Origin of the sequence: Aurantiacibacter sediminis, assembly GCF_016019885.1 — a bacterium.
GTDB lineage: Bacteria > Pseudomonadota > Alphaproteobacteria > Sphingomonadales > Sphingomonadaceae > Alteraurantiacibacter > Alteraurantiacibacter sediminis.
This window is the reverse complement of the sequence record NZ_JAEANY010000002.1, coordinates 220,527-234,251: the sequence shown is the minus strand read 5'-3', so window position 1 is coordinate 234,251 and position 13,725 is coordinate 220,527. Positions and strand designations below refer to the sequence as shown.

Annotated in this window: 14 protein-coding genes; 12 read left to right on the top strand and 2 right to left on the bottom strand. The window is 59.7% G+C overall.

The window, feature by feature from the left end:
* Nucleotides 1–65: 65 nt before the first annotated feature.
* The 7 genes from I5L03_RS06670 to I5L03_RS06640 all read left to right on the top strand — a co-directional run bounded on the left by I5L03_RS06670 (nt 66) and on the right by I5L03_RS06640 (nt 6,927).
* Nucleotides 66–1,034, top strand: coding sequence for an acyl-CoA thioester hydrolase/BAAT C-terminal domain-containing protein (locus tag I5L03_RS06670; RefSeq protein ID WP_197920967.1), 969 nt, complete (start codon nt 66–68; stop codon nt 1,032–1,034).
* Complete coding sequence (locus I5L03_RS06665) at nt 1,031–1,624, top strand: class I SAM-dependent methyltransferase (protein ID WP_197920966.1); 594 nt, start codon at nt 1,031–1,033, stop codon at nt 1,622–1,624. Before I5L03_RS06670 ends, I5L03_RS06665 begins: the two co-directional genes overlap by 4 nt.
* A 129-nt stretch (nt 1,625–1,753) precedes the next feature.
* Nucleotides 1,754–2,227, top strand: coding sequence for a glycine zipper 2TM domain-containing protein (locus tag I5L03_RS06660; RefSeq protein WP_197920965.1), 474 nt, complete (start codon nt 1,754–1,756; stop codon nt 2,225–2,227).
* Between the two features lie 399 nt (nt 2,228–2,626).
* Entirely contained in the window at nt 2,627–4,687 is a 2,061-nt protein-coding gene (locus tag I5L03_RS06655; RefSeq protein ID WP_197921488.1) for an NAD(+) synthase, read from the top strand.
* A 49-nt stretch (nt 4,688–4,736) separates the two neighbouring features.
* The gene (locus I5L03_RS06650) at nt 4,737–5,498 is read left to right on the top strand and encodes an SDR family oxidoreductase (RefSeq protein WP_197920964.1); all 762 of its coding nucleotides are present in this window, start codon (nt 4,737–4,739) and stop codon (nt 5,496–5,498) included.
* Nucleotides 5,495–6,187, top strand: a complete 693-nt coding sequence (locus I5L03_RS06645) for a cytochrome b/b6 domain-containing protein (protein WP_197920963.1) — start codon at nt 5,495–5,497, stop codon at nt 6,185–6,187. Before I5L03_RS06650 ends, I5L03_RS06645 begins: the two co-directional genes overlap by 4 nt.
* Nucleotides 6,184–6,927 carry a molybdopterin-dependent oxidoreductase gene (locus tag I5L03_RS06640; RefSeq protein ID WP_197920962.1) on the top strand — a complete coding sequence of 248 codons (744 nt, stop codon included), beginning with the start codon at nt 6,184–6,186 and terminating at the stop codon, nt 6,925–6,927. The genes I5L03_RS06645 and I5L03_RS06640 overlap by 4 nt, the downstream gene beginning before the upstream one ends.
* On the opposite strand, the gene I5L03_RS06635 is transcribed toward I5L03_RS06640, so the two are convergent.
* The gene (locus I5L03_RS06635) at nt 6,928–7,368 is read right to left on the bottom strand and encodes a DUF1801 domain-containing protein (RefSeq protein WP_197920961.1); all 441 of its coding nucleotides are present in this window, start codon (nt 7,366–7,368) and stop codon (nt 6,928–6,930) included.
* 114 nt (nt 7,369–7,482) lie between these two features.
* On the opposite strand from I5L03_RS06635, the gene I5L03_RS06630 reads away from it, so the two are divergent.
* The 4 genes from I5L03_RS06630 to I5L03_RS06615 all read left to right on the top strand — a co-directional run bounded on the left by I5L03_RS06630 (nt 7,483) and on the right by I5L03_RS06615 (nt 11,711).
* On the top strand, nt 7,483–8,796 hold the full coding sequence (locus tag I5L03_RS06630) for an SAM-dependent methyltransferase (protein WP_197920960.1): 1,314 nt from the start codon (nt 7,483–7,485) through the stop codon (nt 8,794–8,796).
* A 97-nt stretch (nt 8,797–8,893) separates the two neighbouring features.
* A complete protein-coding gene (locus I5L03_RS06625) occupies nt 8,894–10,249 on the top strand; it encodes an MATE family efflux transporter (protein WP_197920959.1) in 1,356 nt (451 codons plus the stop codon).
* Nucleotides 10,246–10,803: a hypothetical protein gene (locus I5L03_RS06620; protein ID WP_234035120.1), complete on the top strand. Its 558-nt coding sequence runs from the start codon at nt 10,246–10,248 to the stop codon at nt 10,801–10,803. The genes I5L03_RS06625 and I5L03_RS06620 overlap by 4 nt, the downstream gene beginning before the upstream one ends.
* Nucleotides 10,800–11,711: a haloalkane dehalogenase gene (locus I5L03_RS06615; RefSeq protein WP_197920958.1), complete on the top strand. Its 912-nt coding sequence runs from the start codon at nt 10,800–10,802 to the stop codon at nt 11,709–11,711. Before I5L03_RS06620 ends, I5L03_RS06615 begins: the two co-directional genes overlap by 4 nt.
* Here I5L03_RS06615 and I5L03_RS06610 read toward each other — a convergent pair.
* Nucleotides 11,708–12,118, bottom strand: coding sequence for a hypothetical protein (locus tag I5L03_RS06610; protein WP_197920957.1), 411 nt, complete (start codon nt 12,116–12,118; stop codon nt 11,708–11,710). The genes I5L03_RS06615 and I5L03_RS06610 overlap by 4 nt on opposite strands.
* 183 nt (nt 12,119–12,301) lie before the next feature.
* Between I5L03_RS06610 and I5L03_RS06605 the strand changes: the two genes are divergently transcribed.
* Nucleotides 12,302–13,516 carry an argininosuccinate synthase gene (locus I5L03_RS06605; RefSeq protein WP_197920956.1) on the top strand — a complete coding sequence of 405 codons (1,215 nt, stop codon included), beginning with the start codon at nt 12,302–12,304 and terminating at the stop codon, nt 13,514–13,516.
* Nucleotides 13,517–13,725 lie beyond the last annotated feature (209 nt).

Sequence of the window (13,725 nt, the reverse complement as noted above, 5' to 3'; positions counted from 1 at the left end):
GGTGCGACCAAATTTGGCTTTACTCCGTAACTCGATCTATCACGAGTGTGAGGGAGACGAGAGAGATGCAATTTCGCCACATTTTCGCATTCGCGGCCGCCTGCGTCGTGCCTGTGCAATCTGTCAACGCGCAAGAAGATGCCGCCAGTGTTTCCGCCGAGTACATCACTGCAGGAGAAAGCCTGCCCGGCGCATTTCTCGCTTTGCCCGAAGGTGACGGCCCCTATCCTGTGATCATAGTCCTGGGCGGAAGCGAAGGCGGAGATTCGAGCGCGCGGACTTTTGCGCAAAGATTTGCGCCGGAAGGCTATGCCGTTTTCGGCCTGCCCTATTACTCCCCCGCTCGCGAAGGAGACCGTCACATTCCAGGCCTGCCAAATGCTTTTGCCGATATTCCGGTCGACACGCTCGAGATCGCTCTCGACTGGCTTCAGAGCCGCCCTGAGATCCGCGCGGATGCGATTGGCATTTACGGTGTCTCGAAAGGCGCGGAAATGGCGCTACTAGGCGGAACCCTGATCGATGGCTTTGCAGCGATCGCCGCGATCGTGCCGAGCGATGTCGTTTGGGAAGGCTGGGGCGCAGGCCGCACGGCCAGTTCTTTCAGCTGGCGCGGAGAGCCGCTCCCTTTCGTGCCCTATCTCGGCATGGGAGAGGAGTTCGCCAATCCGACCGGACCCGAAGGCAGGCCGCGCATTCGCCTGCCGCATGATCGGGGTCGTAACGCCAATCCCGATCGCGCCGTGATTGCCCGTATCCCGGTCGAAAACATCGATGAGCCCGTGCTTGTCGCAGGCGGCGATGCCGATCTTGTATGGAATTCAGGCGAAATGGCGCAGGCGATTGCAGAAAGGCGCGTCGCTGCAGGGCTCGAGACGGTCTCGCTCGTCTTTACCGATGCGGGGCATTATCTGTCAGGCGACGGCAGCCGGGAGACAGGCAACCCCGCCAATCAATTCGCGCAGCAAGAGATTTGGCCGGCCACGCTCGCCTTCTTTGCGGAACATCTGCGCGGCGAAACTCCGAGCGAATGAGCGATCCTGCCACCCTCGCCTACTACGAAAAGTCCGCCTCGTATTACACACTGAGCTTTGCGCAAGCGCCGAGCCGTGATCTCGATAGCTTTCTCGATAAGCTTAAACCTGAAGCACGAATCCTCGAGCTTGGCTGCGGCGGAGGTCAGGATGCGGCGCGCATGATGGCTCGCGGCTTTAGCGTTGATGCGACCGATGGGGTTTCGGCAATGGTTCGCAAAGCCAATGAGAGATTTGCTGTTGGCGCGCGGCAAATGCGCTTCGATGAACTTCTGGCCCACGCCAAGTATGACGCGGTATGGGCGCATGCCTGCCTGCTCCATGTACCGCGCGCCGACTTGCCTAATGTTTTGTCTCGCATTCACCAGGCCCTGCGACAGGGCGGATGGCACTATGCAAGCTTCAAGCTTGGCGATGGAGAGGGGCGCTGCTTGCTTGGCCGATTGCACAATTTTCCCGATCCCGACTGGATCACGGCTCAATATCGGCAGGCGGGTTTCACCATCGTTGATGAGCGCATCTGGGAAGGTGAAGGCACGGACGGGACAGTGCGAGACTGGATCGCGATCACCGCGCGCAAGCTCACCTGATCGCAGCGAAAAAACACTTCGTCTCTGAAAAACATTTCCAACGAGCTGTTCATCTGCGGTTGGGCTTTGCTGAACAATACATCCTTTCACCGACACCCGACGTGTCGAATCGGAAAGGTAAATGAGGCCATGAAGAAACCATTGTTCGCTCTTGCTGCAGCCGCTGCGCTGACACTTCCCGCAACACCTGCCATGGCGCAGGGTGGCCCGCCCGCTTGGGCCCCGGCACATGGCTATCATGACAATCATCGCGGCTATGATCGGTATGACCGATATGATCGCTGCGACCGATACGAGCGCCGCCGCGATCGCCGCGCCTGCCGCCGCGATCAGCGCCGTGACCGCGTGTATGACGACCGTGGACGCTATTACGAACCGCGCCGCGTGCGCCGTGGTGACCGTGTCTGGCAGGGCCGCGACGGCCGTTACTATTGCGAGCGAGACAATGGCACGACCGGCCTGATCATCGGCGCAGCCGGTGGCGCGCTGATAGGCCGCGAAATCGACAGCCGCGGTGATCGTACACTCGGCACCGTCCTTGGCGCGGCCATTGGCGGACTGCTAGGCCGCGAAATCGATCGCGGCGGTGCGCGCTGCCGCTAACTACAAACAGCATTCATGTAACCCCCTGCGGATCGCGCGCGGATATATGAGTGCCCCGAAAAGAACGCCGTCGCTCTCTCTCCGAGCGGCGGCGTTTTTTGTTTCTGGCGCCAAGCACGCTTGTGGCGAGTATCCTTTTCGGATACCGCATCGACCATGCATCTGGCAGGTCAGAAAATCCGTGCTTGGCGCGAAAAGCATGACCCGCCGCTCAGCGCCGAAGAATTCGGGCAGCGCTATGGCGAGCCGGAACCCTGGCCCAGCCGCACCGTCTATGGCTGGGAAGCCAAGGGCAAAGTCCCGCGCAAACCCACGCAAAAACGCCTTGCCGAGCTGGGCATTTGCGAGCCTGCCGATTTCCTTGAACCTGCCGAAGACCACGCAGAAAGCGACACCAAGATGAGCGAAGCCTCCTTCGACTTTCACGACATGCACGCCCATGGCTTTGTCCGTATGGCCACAGCGACGCCGCGCTGCCGCACCGCTGATGTCGCGTATAATTGCGAGGGGATTATCGAGCAGGCCCGCGCCGCGCATGAGCAGAATGTCGACCTGCTGCTCTATCCCGAGCTCTGCCTGTCTTCGTACGCCATCGACGATTTGCACTTGCAGGCGGCGCTGCTGGAAGCGGTCGAGCAGCGTATCGAGACCATTCGCGCGGCCAGCGAGACGATGACGCCTGTACTGGTGATCGGCGCGCCGCTGCGCCGCAATGGCCGGATCTACAATTGCGCCGTCGTGATCGCGCATGGCGAAGTGCTGGGCGCAGTTCCCAAGAGCTACCTGCCGAATTATCGCGAATTCTACGAGAAGCGCTATTTTGCGCGGGGCAATAATTGCCGCGATCTGTGGATCGGCGTGAACGGCGCAGAAATCCCGTTCGGGACCGACATGATCTTCTCCGCGACCAACCTGCCCGGCTTTACCTTCGGTATCGAAATTTGCGAAGATTACTGGAGCCCTAATCCGCCCGGCACCATGGCGGCGCTTGCGGGTGCGACGATCCTGCTCAACCTTTCGGCCAGCAATATCACAATCGGCAAATCGGATGAGCGCCACATGCTGTGCCGTGCCTCCTCCAGCCGTTCGGTCTGCGTCTATGCCTATTCCGCCAGCGGCTTCGGCGAGAGCACCACGGACCTCAGCTGGGATGGCCAGGGCATGGTCTATGAGCTCGGCGATCTGATGGTCGAAAGCGTGCGTTTCGAGCTGGAGCCTGAGCTGTGCGTCACAGATATCGACACGCGGCGCATCCTCAATGAGCGCATGCGCATGGGCACATTCAACGATGCAGCCGAAGATGCAGGGCGGCCTGAAGACAGTTTCCGCGTGGTCGGCTTCGATCATCAATACAGCCAAGGCGATATCGGGCTGAAACGCGCCATCCGCCGCTTCCCCTTCGTGCCCAACCGCAAGGAAAAACTTGATGAGGATTGCTACGAAGCATTCAACATCCAGGTCGATGCCCTCGCTCGGCGGATGAAGGCGACCAATCCGAAGTCACTGGTGATCGGTATTTCAGGCGGACTCGATTCCACCCATGCGCTGATCGTGGCGGCGAAGGCGTGCGACATGCTCGGCCTGCCGCGCTCCACCATCCGCGCTTACACTATGCCCGGATTCGCCACTTCGGACGGCACCAAGTCGAACGCATGGAAGCTGATGGAAGCCTTTGGCACCACGGCGGAGGAGATCGATATCAAGCCTGCCGCGCGGCAGATGCTCGAGGATATGCACCACCCCTTCGCCGATGGCGAGCCGGTGCATGATGTGACGTTCGAGAATGTGCAGGCAGGCCTGCGCACCGACTACTTGTTCCGCCTTGCCAACCATCACGGCGGCTTCGTGCTCGGCACGGGCGATCTGTCGGAATTGGCGCTGGGCTGGTGCACCTATGGCGTAGGCGACCAGATGAGCCATTATGCCGTGAATGCGGGCGTACCCAAGACGCTGATCCAGTATCTCATCCGCTGGTGCACGCGTACCAACCAATTCGACAAGCATTGTGACGCGGTGCTTGAAGAGGTGCTCGGCACGGAAATCTCTCCCGAGCTTGTGCCCGCTGCCGAAGATGGTTCGATCCAGTCGACCGAAAGCATCATCGGGCCTTACGAGCTAAACGACTTCTTCCTGCATCACACCATCCGCTGGGGCCAGAGCCCGAGCCATGTCGCGTTCCTGTGCTGGAATGCGTGGAAAGATGCCGGGGCTGGCTTGTGGCCGCATGACTTCCCCGAAGCCGGAAAGAATGAATACGATCTTGCCACCATCCGCCGCTGGCTGGAAAACTTTGTGAAGCGCTTTTTCCAGTTCAGCCAATTCAAGCGTAGCGCCCTGCCCAATGGCCCCAAGGTCAGCGCGGGCGGTGCTCTGTCTCCACGCGGAGACTGGCGAGCTCCAAGCGACGCGGTGGCGGATGTCTGGCTGGAGGATCTGCGCAGCAAAGTGCCGGACAGCTGAGCGGCCAGAGCGGACTTGCGCGCACGACCTATGGGTCTAGGTTGAGGCCATGACAACCAGATCAGTCCTTATCACCGGCGGCGCGAAACGGCTTGGCAAAGCCATGACGGAGCGGTTTGCCGAGGCGGGCTGGCATGTCATCATCCATTGCAACTCCTCGCGCGATGCGGCGGATGAGCTCGCGGCGGAGCTACCCAGCGCCGAAGTAGTACAATGCGACCTGTCCGATCCGGATGCCGCCGTCGCAATGATCCACGATCTGGCTGCATCGCAGGCGGATTGGCGCTGTCTCATCAACAATGCCTCCATTTTCAAAGCCGATGAAGTAACCGGATTGGACCCGGCGACGAACCATCGGAACATGATCGTAAACGCCGTCAGCCCTGCCCTCATGGCACAAGCCTATCTCGCAAATGCGCGCAGCACTGGCGGGCGGCGGGTGATACAATTTACCGATCAGAAGCTGGAAAATCTCAATCCCGACTTCTTCAGCTACACGATGAGCAAGGCTGCGACCGATGTGGCGGCGAAAATGCTGGCGATGGTCTACGCGGGCGAGGACCGCGTCTACACTCTTGCTCCCGGTGCAATCCTGCCGAGCCATGATCAGAGCCAAGCGGAAGCGGAACGCTCGCACACGCTCAACCTGCTTGAACGGCGCACGGATGCCAGTGAAATCGCCGATGCGGCTCTGTTCCTTGCCGAGGGGCCGCTGGCGAGCGGGCAATCCATCTTCGTCGATTCCGGGCAGCATCTGCTAAATCAGGATCGGGACGTCATCTATCTTGAGCGGGAGGGAGCTTCGCAGTGAGTAAGGTGAGAAAACGGCACGCCCTATCCACGCGCATCTGGCATTGGGTGAATGCAGTCAGCATCATCATCCTGTTCATGAGCGGCCTCAATATCTCCAACGCGCATCGGCGGCTGTATTGGGGTGATTGGGGCTTCGCGCCAGAGCACGCCTGGCTGGAAGTGCCGCGCTTTCCTGGCTGGATGACGATCCCGGATTATTACAGCCTCTCCGCCGCGCGCGACTGGCATATACTGTTCTCGCTAATTTTCGCCTTCGGCCTGCTCGCTTTCATGATTGCGGCATTGATCAACGGCCATCTGAAGCGCGACATTTTCGCCCGCGCAAGGGAATGGCGGCTCTCCAATATCTGGACCGATGTGAAGCAGCACGCCCGCTTCAATTTCAAACATGGCGAGGGCAAGTACAACATCCTCCAAAAGATCGCCTACGCCTCTGTCATCCTGATCCTGATCCCGCTGATGATCTTCACCGGCATGGTGATGAGCCCGGGCATGGAAGCCGCATGGCCATGGATGACAGAGCTGTTCGGCGGCCGTCAGAGCGCCCGTTCGCTGCACTTTATCGCGGCCTGGCTGCTCGCTGCATTTCTCGTGATGCACATTCTGCTGGTGCTCGCCGCAGGGCCAGTGAAACACATCCGGATGATGATCACCGGTGGCCGTGAAGAGACAGGAGAGCCAGCATGAAACGCCGCAATTTCCTTGTCGCAGCAGGTTCGGCTTTTCTCGCCGGTTGCTCAAAAATCGGCGACACCGCCCTGTTTGAAAAACTCGTCGATGGGGCGGAAAACTGGCATCGCGGCCTACACCGGGCGCTGGGCGGCGGACGCATCCCTATGGCTCCCGAATTTAGCCGCAATGATGTGTCCCCTTTCTTCCGCGGCAATGGCTCGCAAACGGTCGATACGGACGAATATCGCGCGGCCGAGGCGGAAGGCTTTGCCAATTGGCAGTTGGCGGTGGGCGGCCTTGTCGCTAATCCCATGACGCTTTCGATGGAGGACATCCGCGCCCTTCCCCAGCGCACACAGATCACGCGTCACGATTGTGTCGAAGGCTGGAGCGCGATCGGCGAATGGATCGGTCCGCAGCTTTCCGCGATCCTCGAAGCCGCGCAGCCGAGTGAAGATGCGCGTTTCATCGTTTTCTACTGCGCCGACACGCTGGGTGGCAGCGAGTATTACGAAAGCTGCGACATGGACGATGCCTATCATCCGCAAACGATCATCGCGCATCAGCTCAACGGTGAAGCGCTGCCTATTCGCAACGGCGCGCCTTTGAGACTGCGGCTCGAGCGGCAGCTAGGGTACAAACACGCCAAATATCTCACCGGCATCGAAGCCGTCGCCTCGCTTGACGATATCGGCGCTGGTTACGGTGGATATTGGGAAGATCGCGCTGGTTATCAGTGGTATGCGGGGATCTGATCAAACAGGCGGATAGACGCGATTCATCGCGTCCCAGTTTACCCGGACAAGCTCTTCCAGCACGTTCAGATTAATATCTGCCAGCTTGTTGATGTAGAGGCAGCTTTTGCCGCGTGAATGCTTGCCCAGCTTCGCAAGCAATTCCTCATTGCGCTTGGCCGTCACATCCTCGCAATAGCCGCCCATCAGATAGACCGAATGCTTGGCCTTGCACGGACTGAACCCCGTGCGCAGGAAATCGCCTTCCCGCCCGCTGTCATATTTGTAGTGATAGGTGCCATAGCCGATCATGCTCGGCCCCCAGATCTGCGGCTCTTCTCCGGTCACACGGCGAAATAGCGCATCTAGCACTTTGGCATCTTCGCGCCTGCCCGCATGGTCCACGCTCTCAATGAATTCCGTGACTTCCACCGAAGTCGGTTTCGTCTTGTTTTCCGCCATGGCATCGCTCCTTCCCCAGCCCACAGCTGCGGATAGCCGACGATTGACTCTGCGCAAAACGGCTCGCAAACCCGCCTTCGATCAAAACACGATATTTCGGGGGACGTTGCGCCTATGTGGCTGCTCGACAAATTTCTGCAAAAAGCGATCAAGCGCGGCAAGATGGTCATCACCGACCATGATGGAAAGATTTACGAATATGGTCCGGGCGTGGAAGAGGGCATCCACGGCATGGACCGCGGCCCGGTCAAGGTCCGCCTGACGAACAAGAAAGCCGCCAGTCATATCGCGCGCTATCCGCAATGCGGCGCTGGCGAGGCCTTCATGTGGGGCTGGCTCGTCGTCGAAGAGCCGCACGATATTCGCGACATGATCCTTTACGTGACCGAAAACGCGAAGACCCTAGGCGATGCTCCGCTCAAGCCAAAAGGCGCGATCCGCACCGCCATTCAGAAAAGCATCGCAAAGATCGACAGCGTGAACCTGAAGGGTAAGGCGCGCAAGAATGCCGAGCACACCTACAATCTGACGCGGCGGCTTTACGAGCTGTTCCTCGACGAAGATCGCCAATACACGATGGGCTATCACCGCGATCTGGATAACAGCCTGGAAAAGGCGCAGCTCGACAAGAAGGCGCACATCGCCGCCAAGCTCAACATCACGAAAGAAAACGGCCCCAGCATGAAAGTGCTGGATATCGGCTGCGGCTGGGGCGGCCTCGCGCTGTACCTACACCGCACCTATGGCTGCGAAGTGCTGGGCGTTGCCCTCGCGCCCGACCAGATCGCCTTCTGCAAGGAGCGCGCAAAGGACGCCGGTGTTGACGAAAAGGTGAAGTTCGCGCTGATGGATTACCGAGATGTCGAGGGCAAATTCGATCGCATTACCAGCGTCGGCCTGCTCGAACATGTCGGCACGCCGCACTATCCGCAGTTCTACGAGCATACTCACCGCCTGCTGAAGAAGGACGGGGTGATGTTCAGCCATTGCTGCGGCCGCGCCGGTCGCCCGGGCTTTACAGATGCCTGGACCCGGAAATACATTTTCCCCGGCGGCTATATCCCCGCCCTGTCAGAGCTCGTCACGCAGAGCGAGCAGTTCGGCTGGCAGGTGATGGATGTCGAGGCGATGCGCTTCCATTACTGCCACACGCTGGAAGAATGGTACAACCGGACTGTCATACATAAGGATGAGATCATCGAGATGTATGACGAGGTGTTCTACCGCATGTGGCTGTTTTATCTCGCCGGCGCAGAGCAGAGCTTCCGCAACGGCAACATGGTCAATTGGCAGATCCTCTACGTGAAAGAACGCGACGCCATCCCGATGACGCGCGACTACATGTATGAGGAATCAGAGCGACTGCGCGGACTGGAAGAACCGCCAGCATGGCACCTCGACCCGACGATGAAGGAAGCGGCGGAGTAGGCCCACCCCCAGCCCCTCCCGCAGGTGGGAGGGGAGCGAGACTTGCCGAACCGAAGGTGAGGCCTTGTCGCAGCGGGGTGGGCTTCCGCACCTTATAATGAACTCCACCCGCCCCCTCACCCGCGCATCTGTCTTTGCGCAGTCGTGGCCGATCATGCTGGGGCAGGCGTCTGTCCCGCTGGTTGGCATTGTCGACACTGCCGTCATCGGGCGCACGGGCGATGCTGTGGCACTGGCCGGAGTCGCGCTTGGGGCGACGATTATCAATCTCGTGTTCTGGACCTTCGGCTTCTTGCGCATGGGGATGACGGGCCTCACCGCGCAGGCGAATGGTTCGGATGACCGCCGCGAGGTCGAGGCGCTGCTATTGCGGTCGCTCGGCATTGGATTTGCGCTGGGGCTGCTGATCCTCGCGCTCAGCATACCGATCAGCCAACTGGCTTTTACGGTGCTGTCCGGATCGGACGCAGTTCAGGGCGATGCTGGCGATTACATGGAGGGCCGCTTTTACGGAGCGCCCGCTGCGCTGGCGGTCTATGCGATGAATGGCTGGCTGCTGGGGCTTGGCCGAACGCGAGAGGCGCTCGCCCTCCAGATCGTCATGAACCTCGCCAATATCGCGCTCGATGTGTGGTTCGTCTGGGGCCTCGAGATGGGAGCCTATGGCGTGGGCCTCGGCACAGCCTGCGCAGAGTGGATCGCGTTGGCGCTAGGCATCATTATCGTCGGCCGCGTGGCGGGGACAAGCGTACTCTCGCTCGCCCGCACCATACCACGCCCGCTGCTCCTTGATCGGGAGCAGCTGCTGCAGCTTTTCGCAGTCAATCGCGACATCATGATCCGCACCATCGCGCTGCTCATCCTGTTCACCTGGTTCGCCAATGCGGGCGCGCGGATCGGGGCAGAAGCGCTCGCGGCCAATCACGTGCTGCTGCAATTCATCAACGTCGCCGCCTTCGTGCTCGACGCCTTCGCCTTCACAGCGGAAGAGCGCGTCGGACAGGCCTATGGCGCGAGGGACCGCAAGCGGTTCACCCGGGCGATTTATCTGACCGGAGAATTCGCTCTGCTCGCTGGCATAGCCTTTGCCGCTCTGTTCTATTTCGGCGGCGGCGCGGTAATCGACCTGCTCACCACCGATGCCGCCGTGCGTGAAGAGGCACGCCGCTTCCTGCCTTTCGCCGCGCTCGTCCCGCTTCTCGGCATGCCAAGCTGGATGCTGGACGGTATTTTCATCGGCACGACGCGCGGACGGGCGCTGCGCAATGCGGGTGTCGCCTCGACCATTCTCTATATTGCGCTCGATTATGCGCTGCGGCCTAGCGGCAATCTGGGTGTGTGGATCGCAATTTCTGCAAGCTACCTGTTGCGCGCAGGGGGACTTGCGCTGTATTTCCCCGGACTTCTCAAAGACGTTTCGTCTCCCGATCAGAAAGCCAAAGAGCAAAAATGACCATGAATCCGCTTCGCCGAATGATGACCCGGATCCTCGCCGCGACCCTCCTCGCGCTCGCTGCACTTGGTGTTGCCACGCCCGCGCTGGCGCAGGTGAATGTGCACTTCCACAGCTTCAACGGCAGCGTGCTTTGGGGCCGCTATCCGCACACTTTCGTGGTTTTTGAAGGGACGCTGTCGAATGGCACTCGGATCAATGAGAATTACGGTTTCTCCGCGCGCAGCAGTGCAGAGGCGATCACTTCCGGCCCGGCAGAGCATATGATCCTCTCCGAAACGCAGAGCACGATCGAGAACACAAACCGCCATTTCTCCGTGACGGTAACGGACGCACAATATCGCCGCCTGCGCGCCGAAGTTATTGCCTGGCGGGATTATCCGGGCGATTATTACGATCTGGACGAAAACAATTGCATCCATTTCGTCGCCCGCATGGCCCAGCTGGTTGGCCTTCGCGCCGATGTGCCCGAAGACTATTTGCGCCGGCCCAAGGCTTGGCTGAATTACATCACCCGTCGCAATCCGCAGTTGGGCGCGAGTGAGATTTCTTGAGCTTCGGCAAAGTCTTTCGCACGCCGGACAAGCGGTTTGCGAACCTGCCGGATTTTGATTTCCCACCGCATTATCACGAACTGAGTAGCGGCCTGAGGCTGCACTATCTGGATGAAGGCGAGCGTGACGCGCCCATTGTGCTGATGATGCATGGCGAGCCAAGCTGGTGCTATCTCTATCGCCATATGATCCCGCCAATGGTTGCAGCGGGATATCGCGTAATTGCGCCGGACCTGATCGGTTTCGGTCGCTCTGACAAGCCGACGCGCAAATCGGCTTTCACCTATGCGGGGCATGTCGCCTGGATGCGCGAATGGCTCGAAGCGCTCGACCTGAGCGATATCCTGCTCGCCTGTCAGGACTGGGGGTCACTAATTGGCCTGCGCCTCGTCGCCGACATGCCCGAAAGCTTTGCCGCAGTGGTACTGTCCAATGGCGGCCTACCGGAAGGGCAGGAGCCGCCAAAAGCCTTCGCCGCATGGCGCCGCTTTGCCCGGTGGAGCCCAGTATTTCCGATCGGCGGCATCCTTCAGAAAGCGACAAGCCGCGATCTGAGCGTTGCAGAAGTCGCAGCCTATGATGCGCCCTTCCCCACTCGCGCAAGCAAGGCGGCTGCACGCATGTTCCCGGCTCTCGTACCGCTGGGAGCAAACGTCGCTGTCCCCGATCAAAAGGGCGCTTGGGCCTCGCTGGAGACTTTCGATAAGCCCTTCACCTGCGCCTTCTCCAATCGCGATCCGATCACGCGCGGCGGCGATCGCCAGTTCAAGGAACGTGTGCCAGGCGCTGAAAAAGGTGCCCACCGCACATTGCAGGGGCACCATTTCATTCAGGAGGACGATCCTGACGGTTTCGTCGCCGCTATTTTGGATACAGCGAGGATCGCAGGGATCGCACCGGAAGCTTAGGAAGCGGCGACAGGCGTCAGCGGACCGTGATCGTCGACGTGATTGCCATGTGGATGATGCAGGCGACCGTCGTGGACATAATCATAATGCGCGCCGTGCTGGACCACCGCATGCATGGCTTCAGAGCCCTCATGATCGTGTTCGTCATGCGCGACATGTTCCACCAGCGCTTCCGCCTCAGGATTGGTGCTTGTCACATCGACTGAATGCTCATCCGTGTGGCCATCATGCGGATTGTGCAAATGGCCATCATGCAGGTAATCCACATGCCCAGCATGTTCGACAGCCTGATGGCCGCAATCATCGCCATGCGCATGTTCATGACCAGAATGAAGGATTTCATGTGCAAACGCGGTGGCCGGGATGGCAGCAATCGCAAGAGCGCCACAAAGCAGTCCAAACTTCATTACACTTCTCCTGTAACAATAGCTGGACACTTACACTTATCTCAGCATTGTTCAATCATACGATGAGGGCGGACACAATTCCTCAAGCCCGGCTAATCGTGCTTACTCTAAATCCATCAATAAATTGCGCTGGGGTGCAGCGCTTGCTAGCCGCGCGGCGTAACTTACAGGAAGCCGTGCCCCATGTCCGATATCAAACGCGTTGTCCTCGCCTATTCGGGCGGCCTCGATACCAGCGTCATTGCCAAATGGCTGATGAAGGAGCGCGCGCTGGAGGTGGTCACCTTTACTGCCGATCTCGGACAAGGCGAGGAAATAGAACCCGCGCGCGCGAAGGCGCAGGCGATGGGCATTCCGGACGAACACATTTATATCGAGGACCTGCGCGAGGAATTCGTGCGCGATTTTGTCTTCCCGATGATGCGTGCGAACGCGCGGTATGAAGGCGATTACCTGCTTGGCACCAGCATCGCTCGCCCGCTGATTTCCAAGCGTCTCGTCGAGATTGCGCATGAAACCGGCGCCGATGCCATCGCCCATGGCGCGACCGGCAAGGGCAATGATCAGGTGCGCTTCGAACTCTCCGCCTACGCGCTCGATCCGGACATAACCGTCATTGCCCCTTGGCGCGAATGGGATCTGACCAGCCGTACCGCGCTGATCGACTGGGCCGAAAAGCACCAGATCCAGGTGCCCAAGGATAAGCGCGGCGAAAGCCCCTTCTCGACCGATGCGAACCTCCTCCACACTTCGTCCGAAGGCAAAGTATTGGAAGACCCGTGGGAGGAGACGCCCGACTATGTCTATTCGCGCACCGACCATCCGGAACAAGCTCCCGACGCGCCCGAATACATCACCATCGACTTTGAGAAGGGCGATGGCGTGGCGCTGAATGGTGAGGCCATGAGCCCTGCCACACTGCTGACCGCGCTTAACGATCTGGGCCGCAAGCACGGCATCGGCCGCCTCGATCTGGTCGAAAACCGCTTCGTCGGTATGAAGAGCCGCGGCATGTATGAAACGCCGGGCGGCGAGATATACGCCCGCGCCCATCGCGGTATCGAACAGATCACACTCGATCGCGGCGCTGCTCACCTGAAGGACGAGCTGATGCCGAAATATGCGGAGCTTATCTACAATGGCTTTTGGTTCAGCCCGGAGCGCGAGATGCTGCAGGCAGCAATCGACCTCAGCCAAGAGAAGGTCATCGGTACCGTCCGGCTGAAGCTCTACAAGGGCAACGCGATGGTTGTGGGCCGGAAGTCCCCCGCCTCGCTCTATTCGGAAGCGCATGTCACATTTGAGGACGATGCCGGCGCATACGATCAGGCCGATGCAGCGGGCTTCATCAAGCTGAATGCCCTTCGACTCCGGCTTCTCGCCAAACGTGATCGCTGAGAATCGAATCGCACCAAGGCGTCAAATGTGAGTCTTTTGAGTCACTTCGAGCCGCAATTCGTCGCAAAAACGGGGATAGTTTCGCCAGAAACGCCGAGCCGTTGACTTATCCACCCTTGTCCACTGGCATTCCGGCCAAAAGTGGATAAGTCAACGCTCGCGCCCTTGCCCGACTCGGCTGTCACGCGCATTCTACAAACATCGAAGAC